Origin of the sequence: Ensifer sp. Root142 (genome assembly GCF_001426785.1) — a bacterium.
Taxonomy (GTDB): domain Bacteria; phylum Pseudomonadota; class Alphaproteobacteria; order Rhizobiales; family Rhizobiaceae; genus Ensifer; species Ensifer canadensis.
This window is the reverse complement of record NZ_LMFK01000024.1, coordinates 12969-32418: the sequence shown is the minus strand read 5'-3', so window position 1 is coordinate 32418 and position 19450 is coordinate 12969. Positions and strand designations below refer to the sequence as shown.

Sequence of the window (19450 nt, the reverse complement as noted above, 5' to 3'; positions counted from 1 at the left end):
GAGGGGGGTCGAATTATGTCAACGCACTTGCGTGGCTGGACGGCTACAGAACCGCCACATTCTGGTGGTGTTCAGCCGCTACGAGCCCAATGCAATCGCGTTGACGGCCAAAGGTGAAAGGTTACGAGCATGTCGAAGTTTAAGACCCTGGCCGCTGCGGCACTGGTTGCGGCGATCGCCGTTCATGGTGTCGCGCGCGCCGAAGATGCGGACCCTGTCATCGCCACGGTCGGTGGCGAAGAAGTGCGCCAGTCCGAGCTCAACCTCGCCCTTGGTGGTCTCGACCCGCAGCTGCAGCAGATGCCGGAAGAGCAGAAGCGCGCCGCAGCACTTTCGGCTGTCATCGACGTCAAGCTTCTGTCGAAGACGGCCGAGAAGGAAGGCCTTCAGGACGACGCGGCCTTCAAGCAGCGTCTGGCCTACCTGACCGAGCGCGAACTGCACAACGCCTTCTTCAAGAAGCACGTCGTCGACGCGATCACCAAGGAAGAGGTGAAGGCACGCTACGACAAGGAAATCGCCGCGGTTCCGGTGCAGGAAGAAATCAAGGCACGTCATATCCTCGTCAAGACCGAGGAAGAGGCCAAGGAAATCATCAAGGAACTCGACGCCGGCAAGAGCTTCGTCGAGCTGGCCAAGGCCAAGTCCTCCGATCCGAACAAGGATGACGGCGGTGACCTCGGCTACTTCACCAAGGGCCGCATGGTTCCTGAATTCGACGCCGTCGTGTTCACGCTCGATAAGGGCGCCTACACCAAGACGCCGGTGAAGACGCAATTCGGCTTCCATGTCATCCTGGTCGAGGACAAGCGTCCGCAGGCCCCGCCGGCGCTGGAGCAGGTCGAGCCGCAGGTTCGTCAGCTTGTCATGCGCGACAAATACGTTGAGCTTCTTACTGCTGCCAAGAAGGACGCCGGTGTCGAGATTTCCGATCCGGCTCTGAAGAAGGCCTACGACGAGGCCAACAAGGCGCAGGAAGCCAAGTAATTTCGACCGGCGGGTTGTGCTTTAGGCAAGGCTCGCCGATCTACGTTTCTTGTCGATGCCCGACGGCCCGAAAGCCGCTCGGGCATTTGTCGCAACGCCACCTTGACCCCACGTTCTTCACGCAGGTTTCCCATGTCCGGTTCCGTCTCTCCGCTCGCTCCGAAAACCTTTGCCGAAATGCCCGCCTTGCGCGGTGTTCGCATGGCAACTGCCGCCGCCGGCATCAAGTACAAGAACCGTACCGACGTGCTGATGATGGTTTTCGACAAGCCTGCGGCTGTTGCCGGCGTGTTCACCCGCTCCAAGTGCCCGTCAGCGCCTGTCGACTTCTGCCGCCAGAGCCTTGGCGGCGGCGTTGCGCGTGCGGTTGTCGTCAATTCCGGCAATGCCAATGCCTTCACCGGCAAGAAGGGCCGCGACGCGACGGAACTGACCGCGAAATCGGCGGCGAAGGCTGCCGGTTGCGCCGAGAGTGAGGTGTTTCTGGCCTCGACCGGCGTCATCGGCGAACCGCTGGACGCGACGAAGTTCGCAGGCGTGCTCGACGATCTCGCCGCTGCCGGCCGCGAAGACTTCTGGTTCGAGGCCGCCAAGGCGATCATGACCACGGACACCTATCCGAAGGTCGCCACCCGCAGCGCAGAGATCGACGGCGTGAAGGTGACGATCAATGGCATCGCCAAGGGTGCTGGCATGATTGCGCCTGACATGGCGACGATGCTCTCCTTCGTCGTTACCGACGCCGACATCGCGCCAGCGGCGCTGCAGGCGCTGCTTTCGGCCGGAGTCGGCCCGACGTTCAATTCGGTTACCGTTGATAGCGACACGTCGACGTCCGACACCCTGATGCTGTTTGCGACCGGTGCTGCTGCCGGCGATGGCCAGCGGAAAGTGACGGATGCTTCCGATGCGAAGCTCGACGCCTTCCGGGCGGCCCTCAACGATCTGTTGCGCGATCTGGCTCTCCAGGTCGTTCGCGACGGCGAAGGTGCGCGCAAGATGGTTGCCGTTACGGTGGAGGGTGCCGAGAACGACGCGGCCGCGAAGCGCATCGCGCTTTCGATCGCCAATTCGCCGCTGGTCAAGACCGCGGTTGCGGGTGAGGACGCCAATTGGGGACGCGTTGTCATGGCCGTCGGCAAGTCCGGCGAGATGGCCGAGCGCGACCGGCTGGCCATCTGGTTCGGCGATGTGCGGGTCGCCGTCGAGGGCGAGCGCGATCCTACCTATTCGGAAGCCGCCGCCACGGCGGTCATGAAGGCGCAGGATATCCCGATCCGCGTCGATATCGGGCTTGGTGCCGGACGTGCGACGGTCTTTACCTGCGACCTCACCAAGGAATATGTCGAGATCAACGGCGACTACAGAAGCTGACGTCTTCGCGCGCAGTCTTTTCCCCGGGGCTTGCAGCTCCCCCGGGGCTTGCAGCTCCCAAAGCTGCTCGCATTGTCGGTAATTGGTTTGGCCTGTTGGGGGTAAGCAGATGACATCGATCGAGACCCAGCCGTCCGCAGGCGATGCCGCGGCTGAAGGCAAGGACAAGCGGATGGTTGATCTTCCGAGCGTACGGCGGCTTGAGGCCGTCGGCTTTCGCGCCTGGCCGGCGGCGTCGGTCCATTATGACGGCAGCTGGCTGATCCGGCTGAATGCTGGCCACGATTCCAAGCGTCTCAATTCGGTCAACCCGCTCGATCCCTCCGATTACCGCGACATCCCTGTTCGATTGGAAAAGGCTGCCAGGCGCTTTGCCGACTACGACCGGCCTCTGACCGTGCGACAGACGCCGCTGACGCCGCCGCAACTGATCGCCCACATGGATGCCGAAGGCTGGACCGCCTTCTCCCATAGCACCGTGATGATGGCTGATATCGCCGAGCGCGACTTTGGTGATGGCATTGACCATCTGCCGATCAAGGACGTCGGCCGCTTCGTCAACGCACGCATCCGCATCGGCAAGGAAGACCCCAAGACCAAGGCGGCACTGGCCGAGATCATCAATTCGATCAAGCCGGAGAGCGGGCTGTTCCTGTTCGAGGACGTGGAAAGCGGGCCGACGGCGGTATCGCTCGTCGTTCAGGACAACGATCTCGCGGGCATCATGCTGTTTGCCGTTGATGAGCATTTCCGTCGACAGGGGCTGGGCAAAGCCATGCTCGACGTTTCGTTGCGCTGGGCGCGCCTGCGCGGCGCCAAGAAGGCATGGCTACAGGTCGAGGCAACCAGCGAGGCGGCGTTGGCGCTTTATCGCAGCGCCGGTTTCCGCGATGTCTACAGCTATCTCTACCGCACGCCGAAAGCTTGAATGATGGACGCTATCGGAAAGAAGATCGTTCTCGTCGCGGCTTGCGCCTTGGTGGATTCTGATGGCCGCATCCTGCTGGCGCAGCGTCCTGAGGGCAAATCGCTTGCCGGCCTCTGGGAATTTCCCGGCGGCAAGGTGGAGCCCGGCGAGACGCCGGAGGAAACGCTGATCCGCGAACTGGACGAAGAACTCGGCATCCAGACCAAGGTTGCCTGCCTGGCGCCGCTGACCTTTGCCAGCCATACCTACGACGATTTTCACCTGCTGATGCCGCTCTATGTCTGCCGTCGCTATGAAGGCGTGGCGATTGGGCGGGAGGGCCAGGCGATCAAATGGGTGCGCTCCAAGGCACTGCGCGACTACCCGATGCCTCCTGCCGATGAGCCGCTCATCCCATTTCTTATGGATTTGCTCTGAACCTACCCAAAAACCGACCGATTATTAATCGATCGTTTATCTCCCTCCCGCAAAGATAACTTCAATTCAGTTTCGGTGCGTAACGTTCAGCGAGCGGCGTATCGGTTTCGGACAATGTGGCAAACGAAGCTTGGGAAGGATGCTCCCGTTCGCCGCACCTTCTGCGTTTGTGAGGCTTGGATGGTAGACGACGATTTCTGGAGGACGGTTCAGGAGAAGGACATGGCGACGAGCCAGTCCCGCCGGACAGGCGTGCTCAATCTGTCGCTGCTGTTTGGAACAGCGGTGATTGCACTGACGTTGATCCTGACACCGATGCTGTCCTCGAAGACGGACAAGCGCATGCTGGCGAACACGCCGGTGGACTACGACAATATTTCGACCGGCTCTATCCCCTCGAACGGCACCACCAAGCGCTATACCGTGCGCCGCAGCGTGCTTCAGGAAATGCCGGGTGCGGTCTGCATCATCGATGCCGACGGCAGCAAGAGTGGCTGCTGATCCGGGCGGCGCGTCGGACTGGTTCCTTGCGTGTCTGCCGGTCGGGAAGTGAGTTCCAACCGGGCTGGGGACCTATGGACACGTTGAAGCGCCTTATTCGCGATAGAAGCGCGGCCACAGCGATCGAGTACGGTCTCATCGCAGCGATCATTTCTGTCAGCCTGCTTCTCGGAATGGAGCAGATACAGGCAGCGCTTACGGCCATCTTCGAGCTGTTGACAACGACATTCCAGAACGCAATGAGTTGACGTTGATCGGACCGGACGCTTAGCGCGTTTCCGCTTTGGACGAGGTCGCAGAGCGCGCCACCTCTTTGTTTTTACGCATTTCCTGGCGGAAAACCGCTGGCACTTTTCCTGGAAATGCTCCTAGACCGGTCTTTCCTTCGTCCCAAGAGCCTCCGACAGCCGCTGTTTGGCAGAGCCCGGCTTCAGCGGTTTCTGCTGGCTTTCGTGCGGTGCCCAGCCTGAGAGGTAGACGACGGAGAAGGTCGCGCGGATGCGGCCGTCCGGGTCGGAGAAGCGCTCGGCATAGATTTCCGCAGCCCTCAGGAAAAAGCGCCGGGACACGGGTGTCCGGCTGCGCGCTGTAAGCGGGCTGGTCATGCCCATCGCCCGCAAATCCCGGATCAGCGCGAAGAGCGAATCGTAGCGCACCGTATAGGTCTCTGCGTCCGCCACCGGCAGGGCAAAGCCCGCCCGCTGCAGCAATGCGCCCATGTCGCGAACGTCGGCGAAGGGAACGACGCGCGGGCTTGCGCCCCCGGTCAGCTCGGCCTCGGCGGCAAGCAACGCCTCGCGCAACTCGTTCAGCGTTCCATTGCCGGGAATAGCTGCCAGGAACAACCCGTCCGGCTTCAGCGATCGGCGCGCCTGGATGAAGGCGCCGGGCGTGTCGTTGGTGAGATGCAGCGACAGCGGGGAGACGAGAAGATTGAGTGTCTCGGGCTCGGCCGGGATGCGCTCGAGTGGCGCAATCGCGACCGGCATGGCGGTCGTGCCGAAGCCTGGATCCGTTTCCACCCGCTCGACCGTTCCGACCTTGCCGGTTTCCAGAAGCCGAAGGGCTGTTGCGCCAGTGTAGCCGTGCAATTCCATAGCCCTGTCGAACTGTCGCTCGACGACGCTGACACGGTCGGCCAGCTCCTGTGCGACGATATCGAGGAGGAAGGCTGCCTTGGGGTCGGCATTGCGCAGCGCCCGGCGACGGTGGGCCTCGACAAGGCTCTGGTCAAAGATGATTTCCACGGTACTCTGCTCCGGCAGCATGATTGCTTCCCCGGATCGAAACCGATTAAGGGAGTAAACATGCAGAATTTCAAAGTGCTACAGCGTCCTGCAAAGAAACCCACACGACGGCAAAGTCAACCTCATGAACTGGGAAGAGCGGCAATTTGGCCTGGCGGATTGCCTGGCCTTTCTGCGGCGGATCGGCGTTGATCTCATCGACGTCGTATACCCGCCCGTCTGCTGCGGTTGTGGACGCCTGATGGGTCGTCACCGGGCCGTCTGTGCGCCCTGCTGGTCGACGCTTCAACTGCTCGAGCGGCCCTACTGCGAAATCCTCGGCCTGCCGTTTGCCCATGATCACGGCGAGGGAACGGTGTCGCCCGAGGCGATCGCCGATCCGCCGGTGTTCGACCGCCTGCGCTCCGTTGCGATCCACGAAGGCATCGCGCGTGAACTCGTGCATGGGCTGAAATATCGGGACCGCACCGATCTTGCTCCGATGATGGCGGAATGGATGGTCCGGGCGAGCGATGGTGCCGTCGCCTCCGCGGATGCGATCATCCCGGTGCCGCTGCATGCCTTCAGGCTCTGGGGGCGCAAATACAACCAGGCGGCAGAGCTTGCCCGTTCCGTCGCCGCACTGTCCGGGCGGCCCTACCTGCCGACAACGCTTCGCCGGATCAGGCGCACGACCAAGCAGGTCGGGCTCGGCGCCAAGGCGCGTGAAGACAATGTTCGCGGCGCCTTTGCCGTCACCGAAAGCGGCAAGCAAGGTCTCGTCGGAAAACGCATCGTTCTCGTCGATGATGTCTATACCACCGGCGCCACCGTTTCGGCCGCGACCCGCGCGCTGAAGCGGGCGGGGGCCGGCCACGTCACGGTTTTAACCTTTGCAAGAGCCATGTCCGGTCTTATATGACAAATGGAAGTCCGGCATCGTTGCCGGTGAAGGAGCGGTTAGGAAACATGGCTTCGGTCGTTATTTATACGCGTCAGTTCTGCGGCTATTGCTCGGCTGCCAAAAAGCTTCTGGAAACCAAGGGCGTCTCGTTCCTCGAGCATGATGCAACCTACGATCCGCAGGTGCGCCAGAAGATGATCGAGAAATCGCATGGCGGAACCACATTTCCGCAGATCTTCATCAACGATATCCATGTCGGCGGCTGCGACGATCTGCACGCGCTCGAGCGCGCCGGAAAGCTCGACGAAATGCTCGTCGCCTAGACCGTTGCCGCTTTGGATGGAGTGGCGAAGCGCTCCATCTCATAAGCTTTGCGCATTTCCGACGGAGAGCTGCTTCGTGCCTTTCCGGGAAATGCCCTGAGGAGCCAGACTGCGATGACATTCAAGGCTGCCGCCATCCAGATGTGTTCTGGCGTCGATCCGGCACGAAACGCCGAGACGATGGCACGGCTGGTGCGCGAGGCGGCTGGTCACGGGGCGATCTATGTCCAGACGCCGGAGATGACGGGTGCGCTCCAGCGCGATCGTGCCGGCTTGCGGGCCGTACTCAAGGACGAGGCAAACGATATTATCGTTCGCGAAGCGGCAGCGCTTGCTGGCGAACTCGGCATTCATCTGCATGTGGGCTCGACCGCCATTGCCCTTGCCGACGGCAAGATCGCCAATCGCGGTTTCCTCTTCGGTCCGGATGGGGTGAAAATCTGTGACTACGACAAGATCCACATGTTCGACGTCGATCTCGACAATGGCGAAAGCTGGCGCGAGAGCGCTGCTTACACCCCGGGCAGCACGGCACGCCTTGCCGACCTCGATTTCGGCAAATTGGGCTTTGCCATCTGCTACGATGTTCGCTTCCCCGAGCTGTTCCGCCAGCAGGCGGTTGCAGGCGCAGAGGTGATGTCGGTACCGGCCGCCTTCACCCGGCAGACGGGCGAAGCGCATTGGGAAATCCTGCTGCGCGCCCGTGCCATCGAAAACGGCTTCTTCGTCATCGCCGCTGCACAGGGCGGCGTGCATGAGGACGGGCGTGAGACCTTTGGCCATTCGATGATCGTCGACCCCTGGGGCAAGGTGCTCGCCGCAGCGGGTGCTGCCGGCGAGGGGATCGTGCTGGCTGAAATAGACGTGGCCGCCGTGCATGTGGCCCGCGCCAAGATCCCGAACCTCAGGAATGCCCGCAGCTTTGGGCTGGATCATGTCCTGCCGACCGGAAAAGGAGGCGTTGCCGCTTGATTCGCTACACGCTTTCCTGCGATCAGGGCCACGCTTTCGAGGGCTGGTTCTCGTCGAGTGACGATTTCGACCGCCAGATGGAGCGCAAGCTCGTCTCCTGTCCCACCTGCAATTCCACGTCGGTTGCCAAGCAACTGATGGCACCGTCGGTCGCGACCGCCCGCAAGAAGGAAGCGACGCGGGCATTGGTCATGGACCAGGCGCAGAAGGAAACCGTCGCGAAAATCCGCGAACTCGTCAAGGCGGTGCGCGACAATGCCGAGGATGTCGGTGACCGCTTTCCCGAAGAGGCCCGCAAGATCCACTATGGCGAGACGGATGGACGCGGCCTGATCGGCAAGGCGACCGTGGAAGAGGCTGTCGCGCTTCTCGAAGAGGGCATCGCGATCGCGCCACTGCCGGTGTTGCCCGACGAGGTCAACTGACCTGCAGAGCGCAATGCCTGCTCGCGCCACCGACTTTCAGCGCTCTCAGGCGAAATCTAGCAAACACCCTTTAAAAACAGATCGTTGGTTCCCATTTCCGGATCTTTGTAATCCGGGATTTTGAGCGCTATGGATCTTTCCGACCTTCGCATTTCCACCGACCGCCTGACGATCAGGCATTTTGCGCCTGAGGATTTCGACGGGTTCCATGCCTATCACCGGCTGCCGGAGGTTTACCGCTATCTCTATGCCAATCCGCTTGACGAGGACGGCGCGCGCGCAAAATTCGCCAAGGCGAGCGACCCGCGTCTCGATGCGGATGGCGATGTCGCGGTTTTTGCGGTCGAACGGAGGCAGGATGGCGCGCTTGTCGGCGAGGTGCTGTTGAAGCTCGCCAGCAAGGCGGCGCGGCAGGCTGAAGCCGGCTACATCTTCAATCCGGCATTTTCGGGCAAGGGCTATGCCACCGAAGCGATGCGGGCAGTGCTCGACCTGGGTTTCTTCCAATTGAACTTCCACCGGATCTTTGCCCGTCTCGACCCGCTCAACGCCGGTTCCGTCGGGGTCGTCGAGCGGCTCGGCATGCGCCGTGAGGCGCATCTGATCCAGAACGACCTGTTCAACGGCCAATGGGGGGACGAGTTCATCTACGCGCTGCTTCAGCATGAGTGGCAGGCGCGGCCGAAGGTGGCTTGAGGCGCTACAGCGCCGTGCGTCAAATATGACGCACAAAGGACGCTGTAGCGTTTTAAACTTGCTGCATAATTTTGTCCTTAAAATCGGATCCGATTTAAGGAACTATGCAGTAGCGCTAAAAGCAAAGCCCCCCGGCGAACGGCGTCGGCGGAGGGCTTTGCATAGGATTTGATGCGGATGCGAAGGGCCGGCTGCGTTAGAGCGGGCGCTTGGCGACAATCATGTAATTGACGTCCATGTCCTTCGACAGGTTCCACTGGTTGGACAGCGGATTGAAGAATACGCCGGTGCGTTCGGTCAGTTCCAGGCCGCTTGCCACCAGCGGTTTTTCCAATTCCTCGGGGCGCACGAGCTTTTCATATTGATGCGTGCCGCGCGGCAGCCAGCGCAGAACGTTTTCGGCGGCGAAGATGGCCAATGCCGCCGCCTTCATCGTGCGGTTGATGGTGGCGACGAACATCAGGCCGCCGGGGCGAACCATATGGGCGCAGGTGGTCATGAAGAAATCGACATCGGCGACGTGCTCGACCACTTCCATGTTGAGAACGATGTCGAAGCTTTCGCCCGCTTCCGTGAGGGCTTCGGCCGTCACGGCCCGATAATCGACGTTAACGCCGCTGCCGGCCGCATGGGTCTTGGCAATGCCGATATTCTTTTCCGAAGCGTCCGCGCCGACGACGTCAGCGCCCATGCGGGCCATCGGCTCCGACAGCAGCCCGCCACCGCAACCGATATCGAGCAGGCGCAGGCCCTTCAGCGGCTGCGGGCTCTTCGGATCGCGGCCGAAATGCTCGGCAACCCTGTCGCGGATATAGGCAAGGCGCACCGGATTGAACTTGTGCAGCGGCCGGAACTTTCCCGTCGGATCCCACCACTCGGCGGCCATGGCCGAAAAGCGGTCTACTTCGCTCTGGTCGATCGTCGTGCGCGCTGTCTCGCTCATGCTGCCGTCTCCTTCATTCTGCCTGATGAAGTCGGACGATCGGGCAGGGATGTCAAGAGGCGGACCCTGGCCGCAACAGCGCATCGGGAGCGGCCGCGGGGCGAGCGCCCCGATCAGACATCCGGCTGCGGCTGGTAATGCAGGATGACGACGCCGGACTTGAGCGGTCGCGTGTGGGTGAGCTTGAGGGTGGTGCGCGTCGGCAACGATTTGAACAGAGGCACGCCGCCGCCGAGCAGTACCGGATTGATGCCAAGCCGGTATTCGTCGACAAGGCCCTTTTCCACCAGGCCTGCGGCAAAATCGGCGCTGCCGAAAATGAAGATGGTACCACCCCCAAGCGCCTTCAGGTGTTCGACTTCGGCGACCGCGTCGCCGGTAACGAGCGTGGTGTTGTGCCAGTCGGTGCTTTTGAGGGAGCGGGAGAAGACGTATTTCTCGACGCCGTTCATGAAGGTGGCGATATCGCCTTCGGCTTCGGGCCAGTAAGACGCCATCATCTCATAGGTCACCCGGCCGAAGAGCAGCGTATCGGCCTCAAGCTGGGTCTCGCCGATATAGGCTGCGAGTTCGTCCTCGAAGACGAACCAGCTGATGTCATGGCCTGGTGCTTCGAAGAAGCCGTCGACACTGACCATGTCCCACATGATGACCTTGCGCATAGTCGTTCCTCCCATTCTCCCTTGCCGCTATTTGCGGCACGGTTCGTTGATGAGCGGATCATCGCAAAACTGATTTTATATTGCAAGTGGTTTTATTTTGATATCGGAAAGTCCCGGACGACCATCAAGCCGATCATGGTATCGTCCCGCACTCGACGGCGGGCTTGCGTGAGGAGGGGACATGCACGCGGAAGGCAGAATCGGTTGGGCAGTAGAAATGATCGCACCGCAACCATCGGACTGGCTGCTTGAGATCGGCTGCGGTCACGGTGTCGCAGTTACGGGCGTTTGCGAGAAACTGGCCGATGGGCGGATCGTTGCGATCGATCGCTCTGCGAAGATGATCGCGGCGGCGAAACAACGAAACGCCAGCTATGTCGCGGTCGGCAGGGCAGACTTTGAGGCTATTGAGCTGGCGCGAGCGGATTTTGGCGACGCGCGTTTCGATGCTGCTTTCGCCATCCGTGTCTGTGTCTTTGCAAGGGGCGATCCATCGCGCGAACTGGCGGTACTTGCGCAGGTTCTCAAGCCGGACGGGCGGTTGCTGATCTTTGACGACGAGCCGTCGGGCAGTGCCGAAGACATTTCCAGCCGGATCGAAGCCCGCCTTGCCGATAGCCGATGGAGCGTGGCAAACGTCAGGACCCATCGGGTCGACCGCAGCGACGTCGTTTGCGTGATCGCACGACCGGGTCAATCCGAAAACGGTCGCCTCGGATGAAAGTACTGGACGGCATGGGCAAAGCCCGGGTGCGGTTCCGGCCCGGGCTTCTGTCTGCCCTACCGCTGGGCGTCGACGATCAAAATCATCGGCCGTTCCATCTCTTCGGCGAGATCCGGATTGGCGTCGATCTGCGCCGGCGTCGGGCGCCACTCCTCGACGTGACGGATGGCGAAACCGCCGCGCATCAAGGCGTTGAGCGTGGTGCCGATCGTGCGGTGGTACTTGACCACGCCCTTGGCCAGCCAATCCGTCGTGCGCTGGCCCTCGATGGAATAGTGATCGACCGGCCAGCGCTTCTGCCCGTTTTCCCCGACCTGCCAGCCAGGGTTCAGCGAGGCCATGTAGATCGGGTGCTCGATGGTGAACACCAGGTGCGCGCCCGGCACCAGCGCATCGTAGATTGCCTGGACCAGGCGGTCGAAATTCTCGACATAGTGAAACGCGAGCGAGCTGTAGGCGACGTCAAAGGTGCCGGTTTCGAGCGCAAGATGATCGAGATCGGCGATGCCGTATTCGATCGCCGGATCGGGCGTGTCGCGCCGGGCGCGGGCGATCATGTTTTCCGACAGGTCGAGCCCGAGCACGCGGGCCGCACCCTGCTCGCGCGCGAAACGCGAGAACCAGCCGAAGCCGCAGCCGAGATCGACCACGCGCTTGCCCTGCAAATCCGGCAAGGCGGCGCGGATTGCCGGCCATTCGGCGGCGCCGTCGAGGCCATGGACCGATCGTCCGAGCTGGCTGTAGCCTTCGAAAAATTCCGGTTTGTCGTAGATGTTCTGTGCCATTTCATTCTCCATCAAAAATGCCGATGGACGGCGCACCCGTCAAAAGAAGAACCCCGTCCGTTTCCGGCGAGGCTGCAGGTGCGCGAACGCTCTTTCGTTAGCGTGCTTTATCACCCTGCATCCCGCCTATTGGGATGCCGGCCGAACGCGCAACGATATGGACGTCATGTTCGCACATGGGTCCGATATCGCCCGATCGGGCCGCCTAGTCAAGGTTCTCAAGCAATGCAAAGACCTTAGCGCTGGAGACGGGTTATCAATCGAGATATTCCAACGGATATAACGCTGTGCCATAGTCGCGCCGAACCATCGTCCGCACCTCCATCCCGAGGCTTCACCATGATCAGATCTATCGCCGGTGCCTTCGGCGCCCTTCTTACCCTGATGCCGCTTGCGGTTCAGGCGAAACCCTTCACGGATGCGGCCGGTCGCACGGTCGAGCTTCCCGACCATATTGGCAAGGTGCTGGCGGCCGGTCCGCCGGCCTCGGTGCTGGTCTATGCCATCGCGCCGGAGAAGCTGGCCGGCTGGGTGCGCGAGCCGAAGGAAGACGAAAAGCCCTACCTAATGGAGGCCGTACGCGGTTTACCGACCTATGGCCGCCTGACCGGCAAGGGCGGGACGGCGAATATCGAGGCGGTGCTTGCGGCCAAGCCTGACGTCATCATCGATGTCGGCACGGTGGACGCGACCTATGCCTCGCTTGCCGACAAGGTGCAGAGCCAGACCGGCATTCCCTATGTGCTGATCGACGGTTCGTTCGGCAAAAGTGCCGAGACCTTGCGCAGCCTCGGCGCGATGCTCGGAGCCGAAGAGCGTGCCGGCAAACTTGCCGACTATGCCGACGAAACGCTGAAGGAACTCGGCGAGACGATAGCGGCAGTACCGGCCGACGAGCGGCCCAGGGTCTATTACGGACGTGGCCCCGATGGTCTGGAGACGGGCCTGGCAGGCTCGATCAATCTTGAGATCCTCGAAGCCGCAGGTGCAGTCAATGTCGCGGCCGTTGCCGGCAAGAGCAGTCTCACTCAGGTTTCGCCGGAGCAGCTGCTCGCCTGGAACCCGGAGATGATCATCGCCGCGAGCCCGAAGTTCGCCTCAGCGGTCGCGACAGATCCGGCGTGGAGCAGGGTGCAGGCGGTCGAGAAGGGACAGGTGTTCATCGCGCCGTCGATGCCATTCGGCTGGTTCGATTCGCCGCCCGGCATCAACCGCCTGATCGGGGTCCGCTGGCTTGAGGCACTGCTTTATGGCGGCTTCTACGAGGGTGACCTGAAAGCCGAGACGCGGGAATTCTACAAACTCTTCTACCAAGTGGATCTTGATGACGCGCAGCTCACGAGGCTTGTCAAAGGTGCCCTGCCGGAAACGCAATGACAAAGCAGATCGTTCTGAGGCGAGGGTGGGTCGGTGCACGGTCGCTGGTTGCGATCGCAGGCCTCCTGTCGCTTTCCGCCCTGTCGATGACTGTCGGCAAATTCGACGCGGGCCTGTCCGATCTGATCGGTCAAATCTGGGCAATGGTCGGCGGTACCCCCAGTGATGAGACGGTGGCCACGGTCTTCTGGAACATCCGCTTGCCGCGTGTGCTGGCCGGTCTTGCCGTCGGCGCGGCGCTTGCGGCAGCCGGCGCCACCTACCAAGGCCTGTTCCGCAACCCGCTGGTTTCGCCCGATATTCTCGGGGTTTCCGCCGGCGCCAGCTTCGGCGCCGTTGTCGGCATCTTCCTGTCGTTGCCGGTCGGCGTCATCCAGCTGATGAGTTTTGTCGGCGGGCTGATCGCCGTGCTGTCTGTCTATGCGGTTGCAACAGTGATCCGCAACCGGGATCCGGTGCTCGTTCTCGTTCTGGCAGGCATCGCGGTCGGTGCGCACGTGGGTGCCGGCATCTCGCTGATCAAGATCCTTGCCGATCCCTATGATCAGTTGCCGGCGATCACCTATTGGCTGCTCGGCAGCCTAGCCTCGGTGACATCAGGCGACGTCGTCTCCATTCTTCCCGCGCTTGTCGTCGGCATCATCCCGCTCTTTCTCCTGCGCTGGCGCATGAACGTCATGACGCTTGGCGAGGAAGAAGCGCGTGCGCTCGGCATCGACACCGGCCGGCTGCGCGTCGTGCTGGTGCTGGCGGCAACGCTGATCACCTCGGCTTCCGTCTCGGTCACCGGCATCATCGGCTGGATTGGGCTTGTCATCCCGCATGTGGCGCGCCTCCTCGTCGGACCGGATTTCGTCCGGTTGCTGCCGGTGTCGATGGCGCTCGGCGCCGCCTATCTGCTCGTCGCCGATATGCTGGCGCGCAGCATTGCGATGATCGAGGTACCGCTCGGCATCCTGACGGCGACCGTCGGCGCGCCGTTCTTTCTCTGGCTGCTCGCATCAGGGCGAAAGGGCTGGCAATGAGGCTCGAGGTCGACCAGATCGCCTTTGGCTACGGCAGCCGCCTTGTCGGCCAGGACATCAGCTTCACGCTTGATGAAAACGAGGTACTCGTGCTGTTCGGGCCGAATGGCGCCGGCAAGACGACGCTGTTCAAGACGTTGCTCGGGCTCGTTCCGCTGAGGGCAGGCACGATCCGGCTGGATGGCCAGCCGATCGGCTCCTGGTCCGGCCGCGACCGTGCCTCGCGCATCGCTTATGTGCCGCAGGCGCATGCCGCGCTCTTCCCATTCACGGTCGAGGAACTGGTGCTGATGGGCCGTGCGCCGCATGTGGGCCTGTTTGCAACGCCCGGCCGCCATGACCGCGAGGTGGCCGCCGCCACGCTGGAGCGGCTCGGCATCGACCATCTGGCGAACCGTGCCTATACCGAGATCAGCGGCGGTGAGCGCCAGATCGCCCTGATCGCGCGCGCGCTCGCGCAGGAGCCTTCGATCCTGGTGATGGACGAACCGACGGCAAGCCTCGACTACGGTCATCAGATGCGGGTGCTCGATCGGGTGCGGGAGCTTGCCGGCGAAGGCGTTTCGATCGTTCTGTCTACCCACAATCCCGACCACGCGTTTCGGGTGGCTGACCGCGTGGCGTTGGTGTTCCAATCGCGGATCGTCGCGCTTGGAACACCCGATGCGGTGCTGACCGTGACCGCGCTCAAGCAGCTCTACGACATCGATGTGGTGATCGGCACGCTTGCGGGCAGCGACGCCCGCCTCTGCGCACCACGAAACAACGCCTGAGGAAGGAATACGAGATGGTTCGCGAAAACGAAATCCGGGAAAACGAAGTCTCGATCACGCCGCCGGAGGCAACCGATGCAGGGCTGACCTTCATCGGGCGCATTTCGACGCCCTGGGCGTCAAGGCTCGGCTGCCCGCGACAGGGGCGCCATGACGGGCCGATCTGCCGGATCGAGATCTTTTCGCCCTGGGTCGAGGCGCTGAAGGGCATCGAGCGGTTCGAGCGACTGGAGATCCTCTATTGGCTCGATCGATCGCGCCGCGACCTCGTGTTGCAGAGCCCCGCCAACAATGGCGAGACGCATGGCACCTTCGCCTTGCGCTCGCCAGTGCGGCCGAACCCGATCGGCACATCGATCGTGGCGCTCGAGGCGGTCGAAGACAATGTGCTTCTGGTGCGCGGCCTCGATTGCCTCGACGGCACGCCGCTCATCGACCTGAAGCCCGATCGCACGCTGTTCAAGCCGATTGCACCGCCGCAGCCTGGTGATTTTGAAACCGGCGATGCCGGCACGACCCATTACTGCAAGAAGGCGTGATTGCTCAGTCGATCGCAACCATCACGTCGGAAGCCTTGATGACCCCGTAGGCGTCGCCGCCGACCTTGAGGCCGAGTTCGTCGACGGCTTCGTTGGTGATCGATGCCGTCAGATGGCTCCGCCGCCGAGATCGATGCGCACATGCGCGGTCGTCGCCCCTTTGACGACATCGACGATCTTGCCCTTGAAGCGGTTGCGTGCGCTGATTTTCATGGGTGGCTCCTCCGGTTCGACACGGAGATTAAGGGGGTAAGCACGCCCGTCAAACGGCGACGCGCCACAGCAGTCGCGCGTCGCCTGTCGATCAGGCCACATCGCCTTGTGCGGCCGCGGCGAAGAACGCCTCGGGATCTTCCACTTCGACGAGCCGCCGCTTCTCGATCAACCAGAAACGATTGCCGATGTTGCGCACGAAGCTGCGGTCGTGGGACACCAGCAGGCAGCTGACCTCGTTTTTCATCAACTCGTCTTCCAGCGCTTCCTGGCCCTCGATATCGAGATGGTTCGTCGGCTCGTCGAGCAGGTAGAAGTTGGGCTCGCGCAGGCGGAGCAGCAGCATCGCCAGACGCGCCTTCTGGCCGCCGGAGAGCCGGCCGACCGGTTTGTCCTGCATGTCGATGCCGACACCGGCGCCCGCCAGCAGCGAACGCACCTTCTGATCGCCGAGCGAGAACCGGCGGGAGAGGGCGACAAGCGGCGTTTCCTTGTCCGAAAGACCCGCGAGCGCCTGATCGCTGTAGCCGAGCACCAGGGAAGGCGTGGCTTTCAGCGTTTCGGGTCCGCGCTCCGGCTCCTCGATCGCAGTGCGGATGAGGTTGACCAGCCTTGTCTTGCCGGCGCCGTTTTCGCCGAGCAGGACAATACGGTCGCCCTGGCAGATCCAGCGTTTTCCCGTGCGAAACAGCGGAGTGCCATCGGGCGTTTCCACCTGGATATCATCGAGCGTCACCAGGATTTTTGCGTGGGTGCCGCGATTGGCGAGCCGGATTACACCGGCCGAACGCTCCTGGTGGGCGGGCTTGGCCGCATCCTCCAGCCGGTCGGCGCGCTGACGCAGCTGTTTGGTCTTTATCGTCAGCAGGTCGCTACCGGAGTTGATGCCGATGTTGTTGAGCTTGGCCGCCTGGCGACGCAATTGCTGCGCCACCTTCATGTCGCGCTGGTAGCGCCGCTCTTCCGAGGCGTCGAATTCATCGACGGCCGCACGCGCCTGCGAATAGGGGAGTGTAAAGACGGGCGATTGGTCTGGACGCAGAAACAGCGTGCGGTTGGTGGTAGCGTCGAGAAAGGCGCGGTCGTGGCCGGCGATCAGCACCGGCACGTCGCGCGGAAGCGCGTTCAACCAGGATTCGAGCCGGGCGATCTTGGCAAGGTCGAGATGGTTGGTCGGCTCGTCGAGGAGCAGCGCGTCGGGATCCGTGACCCAGACGCGGGCAAGGAGGGCCAGCCGCTGCCAGCCGCCGCTCAAGTCCGCGACGGCGCGCTCACGAAGGGCTTCGGGCACCTCGAGCGAATCGAGCACGATATCGACGCGCCAGCTTTCGCTGTCCGCCTGCTCGCTCGACAATGCCGAAAGAACCGCCGCATGGAACGACAACGGCAGCAGCTGCGCCGGCACGTTCTGCTCGACATGGCCGATGGTCAGGCCGCGTGAGCGGGTGATCTCGCCAGCCGTCGGCTCGAAGCTGCCGCCGATCGATCGGAGCAGAGTGGACTTGCCGCGCCCGTTGGCGGCGACGATGCCGAGGCGATCGCCGGCCGCGATCGAAAGGTTGAGATTGGAAAACAGCGACGTGCTGAGGGTGACGGCGAGGTTGCGGATATTGATCAAGGCCATGTTCGTTCGTTCTCTGGACTGCGCGAGCGACGGCAAACATCCGCGGGCGGCAATACATCTGCCGGGTTGGGCGGAGTGTCGGACCCGATGCACGATCGTGCAGTGTTCGGGCCGCTTCGGCTCGGTATGGAAAACGGCGCGGGCGTTCAAACCGAAACGGTTTTCAGCCGCACCACACTGGGGCAGACCAGGAGTAAGATTCGCGAGGACGCGAAGCGATTGTACCGGTCAGCCCTGCAAACGCATCTGCAGGGCGTTGACGGGGCCACGCTGGCGGTGGTGCCGGAAAAAAGTCATCACAACGCAGCCCTCCTTTCACAATCGAGTTGCGCGGAGTGTTTACCATCGACGCGAGCAGTTTTCAACGGGGTGACGGCGGCGGAGTGCGATCCAACACGGCTGTCCGCCCTAGATGCAAAGCTGCAACGCTTTTGGTGGGGCCTTCGTTGCGCCAGGCGACGTCGTTCAGCAATATTGTTGCCAGGCGTGCGGTCAGCTCGCTGGAACGGAGGCCTTATTCCTACCTTCTTGCCATTGCGCCTCGCCCCCCGATCCGCTAAGAGACGCCGCGACTTTCCGCTCCCCGAAGCGGTGATTGGCCGATGTCCGAGAAGTCTCCCAAGCTTTTTGATCGTCGGGCGCCGACGGGAGCGCTTTCCTGTCACGCGCGCTCGCGCGCAAACATCGGTACCGGTAGAGGCGAAATGGCACGCATCGTGATGAAATTCGGCGGAACTTCCGTCGCTGATTTGGACCGCATTCACAACGTTGCCCGCCATGTGAAACGTGAAGTCGACGCCGGCCACGAGGTCGCGGTCGTCGTTTCCGCCATGTCCGGCAAGACCAACGAACTGGTCGGCTGGGTACAGAACATGCCCAAGGTCGCCGGCAGCAATGCGCCGTTCTACGACGCGCGCGAATATGACGCCATCGTAGCGTCCGGCGAGCAGGTGACCTCGGGCCTGTTGGCGATCGCGCTGCAGTCGATGGGCATCAATGCGCGCTCCTGGCAGGGCTGGCAGATCCCGATCCGCACCGACAACGCCCATGGCGCCGCCCGCATCCTCGACATCGAGGGCGCCGACATCATCCGCCGCATGGGTGAGGGGCAGGTGGCCGTGGTCGCCGGTTTCCAGGGCCTTGGCCCGGACAACCGCCTGGCGACACTCGGTCGCGGCGGCTCCGACACGTCGGCCGTTGCGATTGCCGCCGCCGTCAAGGCCGACCGTTGCGATATCTATACCGACGTCGATGGCGTCTACACCACCGACCCGCGCATCGAGCCGAAGGCGCGGCGTCTGAAAAAGATCGCGTTCGAGGAAATGCTGGAAATGGCATCGCTCGGCGCCAAGGTGCTGCAGGTGCGCTCCGTCGAGCTCGCCATGGTGCACAAGGTCCGTACCTTCGTGCGCTCGTCTTTCGAGGATCCCGATGCGCCGGGCATGGGTGACCTTCTCAATCCGCCCGGCACGCTGATTTGTGATGAGGAAGAAATCGTGGAACAGGAAGTCGTAACCGGCATTGCCTATGCCAAGGATGAAGCCCAGATTTCGCTGCGCCGTCTTGCCGACCGGCCGGGCGTTTCCGCCGCGATCTTCGGGCCATTGGCCGAAGCCCATATCAATGTCGACATGATCGTCCAGAACATCTCGGAAGATGGTTCGAAGACCGACATGACCTTCACCGTTCCGTCCGGCGATGTCGACAAGGCGCTGAGGGTGCTCGGCGACAACAAGGAAAAGATCGGCTACGACGTGATCCAGTCGGAAGCTGGCCTGGTCAAGGTCTCTGTCATCGGCATCGGCATGCGCAGCCACGCCGGCGTTGCCGCATCGGCATTCCGTGCGCTCGCCGACAAGGGCATCAACATCAAGGCGATCACCACCTCCGAAATCAAGATCTCGATCCTGATCGACGGACCCTATGCCGAATTGGCAGTTCGCACTTTGCATTCCGCCTACGGTCTCGATAAGAGTTAACCCACAGGTGACTGATTTGGGATTCGCGGCCGTTTCGGCTGCGAATTCGTCCG

General features: G+C 62.3%; 22 protein-coding genes and 1 pseudogene. 17 read left to right on the top strand and 6 right to left on the bottom strand.

Translation table 11 applies throughout. The features are described from left to right. Positions 1-129 precede the first annotated feature (129 nt). From ASD52_RS23185 to ASD52_RS36640, 6 genes are all read left to right on the top strand, one after another. Positions 130-987, top strand: coding sequence for a peptidylprolyl isomerase (locus ASD52_RS23185; protein WP_025424560.1), 858 nt, complete (start codon positions 130-132; stop codon positions 985-987). 132 nt (positions 988-1119) lie between these two features. Further along, positions 1120-2361, top strand: coding sequence for a bifunctional glutamate N-acetyltransferase/amino-acid acetyltransferase ArgJ (gene argJ / locus ASD52_RS23180; protein WP_025424559.1), 1242 nt, complete (start codon positions 1120-1122; stop codon positions 2359-2361). 172 nt (positions 2362-2533) lie between these two features. Beyond that, positions 2534-3289: a GNAT family N-acetyltransferase gene (locus tag ASD52_RS23175; RefSeq protein ID WP_156613015.1), complete on the top strand. Its 756-nt coding sequence runs from the start codon at positions 2534-2536 to the stop codon at positions 3287-3289. A 3-nt stretch (positions 3290-3292) separates the two neighbouring features. Beyond that, entirely contained in the window at positions 3293-3706 is a 414-nt protein-coding gene (mutT, locus tag ASD52_RS23170) for an 8-oxo-dGTP diphosphatase MutT (protein ID WP_025424557.1), read from the top strand. Between the two features lie 180 nt (positions 3707-3886). Further along, the gene (locus ASD52_RS23165; protein ID WP_057210232.1) at positions 3887-4207 is read left to right on the top strand and encodes a hypothetical protein; all 321 of its coding nucleotides are present in this window, start codon (positions 3887-3889) and stop codon (positions 4205-4207) included. A 74-nt stretch (positions 4208-4281) separates the two neighbouring features. Beyond that, entirely contained in the window at positions 4282-4455 is a 174-nt protein-coding gene (locus ASD52_RS36640) for a Flp family type IVb pilin (protein WP_063963353.1), read from the top strand. A 120-nt stretch (positions 4456-4575) separates the two neighbouring features. On the opposite strand, the gene ASD52_RS23160 is transcribed toward ASD52_RS36640, so the two are convergent. After that, positions 4576-5454, bottom strand: coding sequence for an SAM-dependent methyltransferase (locus ASD52_RS23160; RefSeq protein WP_025424555.1), 879 nt, complete (start codon positions 5452-5454; stop codon positions 4576-4578). 124 nt (positions 5455-5578) lie between these two features. On the opposite strand from ASD52_RS23160, the gene ASD52_RS23155 reads away from it, so the two are divergent. The 5 genes from ASD52_RS23155 (at position 5579) to ASD52_RS23135 (ending at position 8753) form a co-directional block, all read left to right on the top strand. Next, positions 5579-6355 (top strand): ComF family protein, encoded by a 777-nt coding sequence (locus tag ASD52_RS23155; protein WP_025424554.1) that lies wholly within the window; start codon positions 5579-5581, stop codon positions 6353-6355. A gap of 47 nt (positions 6356-6402) precedes the next feature. Then, positions 6403-6660 (top strand): glutaredoxin 3, encoded by a 258-nt coding sequence (gene grxC / locus ASD52_RS23150; protein ID WP_038575627.1) that lies wholly within the window; start codon positions 6403-6405, stop codon positions 6658-6660. 114 nt (positions 6661-6774) lie between these two features. After that, the gene (locus tag ASD52_RS23145) at positions 6775-7632 is read left to right on the top strand and encodes a carbon-nitrogen hydrolase family protein (protein ID WP_025424552.1); all 858 of its coding nucleotides are present in this window, start codon (positions 6775-6777) and stop codon (positions 7630-7632) included. Beyond that, positions 7629-8057 (top strand): DUF1178 family protein, encoded by a 429-nt coding sequence (locus ASD52_RS23140; protein ID WP_057217349.1) that lies wholly within the window; start codon positions 7629-7631, stop codon positions 8055-8057. The genes ASD52_RS23145 and ASD52_RS23140 overlap by 4 nt, the downstream gene beginning before the upstream one ends. Before the next feature lie 129 nt (positions 8058-8186). Next, positions 8187-8753 (top strand): GNAT family N-acetyltransferase, encoded by a 567-nt coding sequence (locus tag ASD52_RS23135; RefSeq protein ID WP_025424550.1) that lies wholly within the window; start codon positions 8187-8189, stop codon positions 8751-8753. Positions 8754-8949: 196 nt separating this feature from the next. On the opposite strand, the gene ubiG is transcribed toward ASD52_RS23135, so the two are convergent. Continuing rightward, entirely contained in the window at positions 8950-9696 is a 747-nt protein-coding gene (gene ubiG / locus ASD52_RS23130) for a bifunctional 2-polyprenyl-6-hydroxyphenol methylase/3-demethylubiquinol 3-O-methyltransferase UbiG (protein WP_025424549.1), read from the bottom strand. Between the two features lie 113 nt (positions 9697-9809). Beyond that, positions 9810-10358, bottom strand: coding sequence for a dihydrofolate reductase family protein (locus ASD52_RS23125; protein WP_025424548.1), 549 nt, complete (start codon positions 10356-10358; stop codon positions 9810-9812). A gap of 217 nt (positions 10359-10575) precedes the next feature. Between ASD52_RS23125 and ASD52_RS23120 the strand changes: the two genes are divergently transcribed. Beyond that, positions 10576-11079: a methyltransferase gene (locus tag ASD52_RS23120; RefSeq protein ID WP_158268966.1), complete on the top strand. Its 504-nt coding sequence runs from the start codon at positions 10576-10578 to the stop codon at positions 11077-11079. A 59-nt stretch (positions 11080-11138) separates the two neighbouring features. Here ASD52_RS23120 and ASD52_RS23115 read toward each other — a convergent pair whose 3' ends face one another. Then, a complete protein-coding gene (locus ASD52_RS23115) occupies positions 11139-11867 on the bottom strand; it encodes a class I SAM-dependent methyltransferase (protein WP_025424546.1) in 729 nt (242 codons plus the stop codon). A gap of 339 nt (positions 11868-12206) precedes the next feature. Here ASD52_RS23115 and ASD52_RS23110 point away from each other — a divergent pair, with 339 nt between their 5' ends. From ASD52_RS23110 to tsaA, 4 genes are read left to right on the top strand one after another with little or no spacing between them, the layout of a single operon-like run. Then, on the top strand, positions 12207-13244 hold the full coding sequence (locus tag ASD52_RS23110; RefSeq protein WP_025424545.1) for an iron ABC transporter substrate-binding protein: 1038 nt from the start codon (positions 12207-12209) through the stop codon (positions 13242-13244). Then, on the top strand, positions 13241-14269 hold the full coding sequence (locus ASD52_RS23105) for an iron ABC transporter permease (protein WP_025424544.1): 1029 nt from the start codon (positions 13241-13243) through the stop codon (positions 14267-14269). Before ASD52_RS23110 ends, ASD52_RS23105 begins: the two co-directional genes overlap by 4 nt. After that, complete coding sequence (locus ASD52_RS23100) at positions 14266-15042, top strand: ABC transporter ATP-binding protein (protein WP_057210226.1); 777 nt, start codon at positions 14266-14268, stop codon at positions 15040-15042. Before ASD52_RS23105 ends, ASD52_RS23100 begins: the two co-directional genes overlap by 4 nt. A 14-nt stretch (positions 15043-15056) precedes the next feature. Beyond that, the gene (gene tsaA / locus ASD52_RS23095) at positions 15057-15581 is read left to right on the top strand and encodes a tRNA (N6-threonylcarbamoyladenosine(37)-N6)-methyltransferase TrmO (RefSeq protein ID WP_025424542.1); all 525 of its coding nucleotides are present in this window, start codon (positions 15057-15059) and stop codon (positions 15579-15581) included. 4 nt (positions 15582-15585) lie between these two features. Here the strand turns inward: tsaA and ASD52_RS23090 are convergent. Then, positions 15586-15794, bottom strand: a pseudogene (locus ASD52_RS23090) (molybdopterin-binding protein). A gap of 91 nt (positions 15795-15885) precedes the next feature. Continuing rightward, positions 15886-17418: an ABC-F family ATP-binding cassette domain-containing protein gene (locus ASD52_RS23085; protein ID WP_057225524.1), complete on the bottom strand. Its 1533-nt coding sequence runs from the start codon at positions 17416-17418 to the stop codon at positions 15886-15888. Between the two features lie 704 nt (positions 17419-18122). Between ASD52_RS23085 and ASD52_RS23080 the strand changes: the two genes are divergently transcribed. Beyond that, the gene (locus ASD52_RS23080; protein ID WP_025424540.1) at positions 18123-19397 is read left to right on the top strand and encodes an aspartate kinase; all 1275 of its coding nucleotides are present in this window, start codon (positions 18123-18125) and stop codon (positions 19395-19397) included. The last annotated feature ends 53 nt before the right edge of the window (positions 19398-19450 follow it).

What these genes read in the sequence shown, in the direction of transcription:
- ASD52_RS23185 (WP_025424560.1), top strand. Translation starts at nt 130, where the DNA reads ATGTCGAAGTTTAAGACCCTGGCCGCTGCGGCACTGGTTGCGGCGATC.
- argJ (WP_025424559.1), top strand. Translation starts at nt 1,120, where the DNA reads ATGTCCGGTTCCGTCTCTCCGCTCGCTCCGAAAACCTTTGCCGAAATG.
- ASD52_RS23175 (WP_156613015.1), top strand. Translation starts at nt 2,534, where the DNA reads ATGGTTGATCTTCCGAGCGTACGGCGGCTTGAGGCCGTCGGCTTTCGC.
- mutT (WP_025424557.1), top strand. Translation starts at nt 3,293, where the DNA reads ATGGACGCTATCGGAAAGAAGATCGTTCTCGTCGCGGCTTGCGCCTTG.
- ASD52_RS23165 (WP_057210232.1), top strand. Translation starts at nt 3,887, where the DNA reads ATGGTAGACGACGATTTCTGGAGGACGGTTCAGGAGAAGGACATGGCG.
- ASD52_RS36640 (WP_063963353.1), top strand. Translation starts at nt 4,282, where the DNA reads ATGGACACGTTGAAGCGCCTTATTCGCGATAGAAGCGCGGCCACAGCG.
- ASD52_RS23155 (WP_025424554.1), top strand. Translation starts at nt 5,579, where the DNA reads ATGAACTGGGAAGAGCGGCAATTTGGCCTGGCGGATTGCCTGGCCTTT.
- grxC (WP_038575627.1), top strand. Translation starts at nt 6,403, where the DNA reads ATGGCTTCGGTCGTTATTTATACGCGTCAGTTCTGCGGCTATTGCTCG.
- ASD52_RS23145 (WP_025424552.1), top strand. Translation starts at nt 6,775, where the DNA reads ATGACATTCAAGGCTGCCGCCATCCAGATGTGTTCTGGCGTCGATCCG.
- ASD52_RS23135 (WP_025424550.1), top strand. Translation starts at nt 8,187, where the DNA reads ATGGATCTTTCCGACCTTCGCATTTCCACCGACCGCCTGACGATCAGG.
- ubiG (WP_025424549.1), bottom strand. Translation starts at nt 9,696, where the DNA reads ATGAGCGAGACAGCGCGCACGACGATCGACCAGAGCGAAGTAGACCGC.
- ASD52_RS23125 (WP_025424548.1), bottom strand. Translation starts at nt 10,358, where the DNA reads ATGCGCAAGGTCATCATGTGGGACATGGTCAGTGTCGACGGCTTCTTC.
- ASD52_RS23120 (WP_158268966.1), top strand. Translation starts at nt 10,576, where the DNA reads ATGATCGCACCGCAACCATCGGACTGGCTGCTTGAGATCGGCTGCGGT.
- ASD52_RS23115 (WP_025424546.1), bottom strand. Translation starts at nt 11,867, where the DNA reads ATGGCACAGAACATCTACGACAAACCGGAATTTTTCGAAGGCTACAGC.
- ASD52_RS23110 (WP_025424545.1), top strand. Translation starts at nt 12,207, where the DNA reads ATGATCAGATCTATCGCCGGTGCCTTCGGCGCCCTTCTTACCCTGATG.
- ASD52_RS23105 (WP_025424544.1), top strand. Translation starts at nt 13,241, where the DNA reads ATGACAAAGCAGATCGTTCTGAGGCGAGGGTGGGTCGGTGCACGGTCG.
- ASD52_RS23100 (WP_057210226.1), top strand. Translation starts at nt 14,266, where the DNA reads ATGAGGCTCGAGGTCGACCAGATCGCCTTTGGCTACGGCAGCCGCCTT.
- tsaA (WP_025424542.1), top strand. Translation starts at nt 15,057, where the DNA reads ATGGTTCGCGAAAACGAAATCCGGGAAAACGAAGTCTCGATCACGCCG.
- ASD52_RS23085 (WP_057225524.1), bottom strand. Translation starts at nt 17,418, where the DNA reads ATGGCCTTGATCAATATCCGCAACCTCGCCGTCACCCTCAGCACGTCG.
- ASD52_RS23080 (WP_025424540.1), top strand. Translation starts at nt 18,123, where the DNA reads ATGGCACGCATCGTGATGAAATTCGGCGGAACTTCCGTCGCTGATTTG.